General features: G+C 70.0%; 1 protein-coding gene. It reads right to left on the bottom strand.

The genetic code is table 11. The features are described from left to right. Positions 1-629, bottom strand: a 629-nt coding sequence (locus tag K4G64_RS39580) for a ParB/RepB/Spo0J family partition protein (protein ID WP_260461595.1), incomplete at both ends; no start/stop codon positions are given.

Raw genomic sequence — 629 nt, 5'->3', positions numbered from 1 at the left:
GCAGAAGCCTCAGCGTGTTCGACACCTGCGGGCGGGAGCGGCCGATCCGGTCGGCCAGCTGGTCATGGGTGCACTTGAAGTCCTTGAGCAGCTGGTCATACGCAGCGGCCTCCTCCAGCGGGTTCAGCTGAGCCCGGTGGAGGTTCTCCAGCAGCGCGTCCAGCAGCAGCTTCTCGTCGTCCGTGGCGCGGACGATCGTGGGAATCCGCTCCAGGCCCGCTTCACGGCAGGCCCTCCACCGACGCTCACCCATGATGAGCTCGTAGCTGTCCGGGCCCACCTTGCGGACGACGACCGGCTGGAGAAGGCCGACCTCCTTGATGGAGACGACCAGCTCGGCCAGTGCGTCCTCGTCGAACACCTCACGGGGCTGACGCGGGTTCGGGGTGATCGCCCCGGTCGGGAGCTCGGCGAAGTACGCACCGGACGTACCGACGCCCTGCTCGGACCGGTCCTCCGGGGCGGATGACGGCTCCGGCACCACCGGGGAGGACGGCAGCGCGGTCACCTTCGCGGCAGCCACCCCTCGTTCCGCGGTCAGCACCGGACCCGCGCCATTGCCGGGCGTCGGCACCTGCTTCTCCTGAGGAGCGGCGGGGATCAGCGCACCGAGCCCACGAGACGCGTAG

The sequence above is a fragment of the Streptomyces sp. WAC04114 genome, from assembly GCF_019733245.1.
Lineage (GTDB): Bacteria > Actinomycetota > Actinomycetes > Streptomycetales > Streptomycetaceae > Streptomyces > Streptomyces massasporeus_A.
The sequence above is the reverse complement of the archived record's forward strand: the minus strand, read 5'-3'. Positions and strand labels throughout refer to the sequence as shown.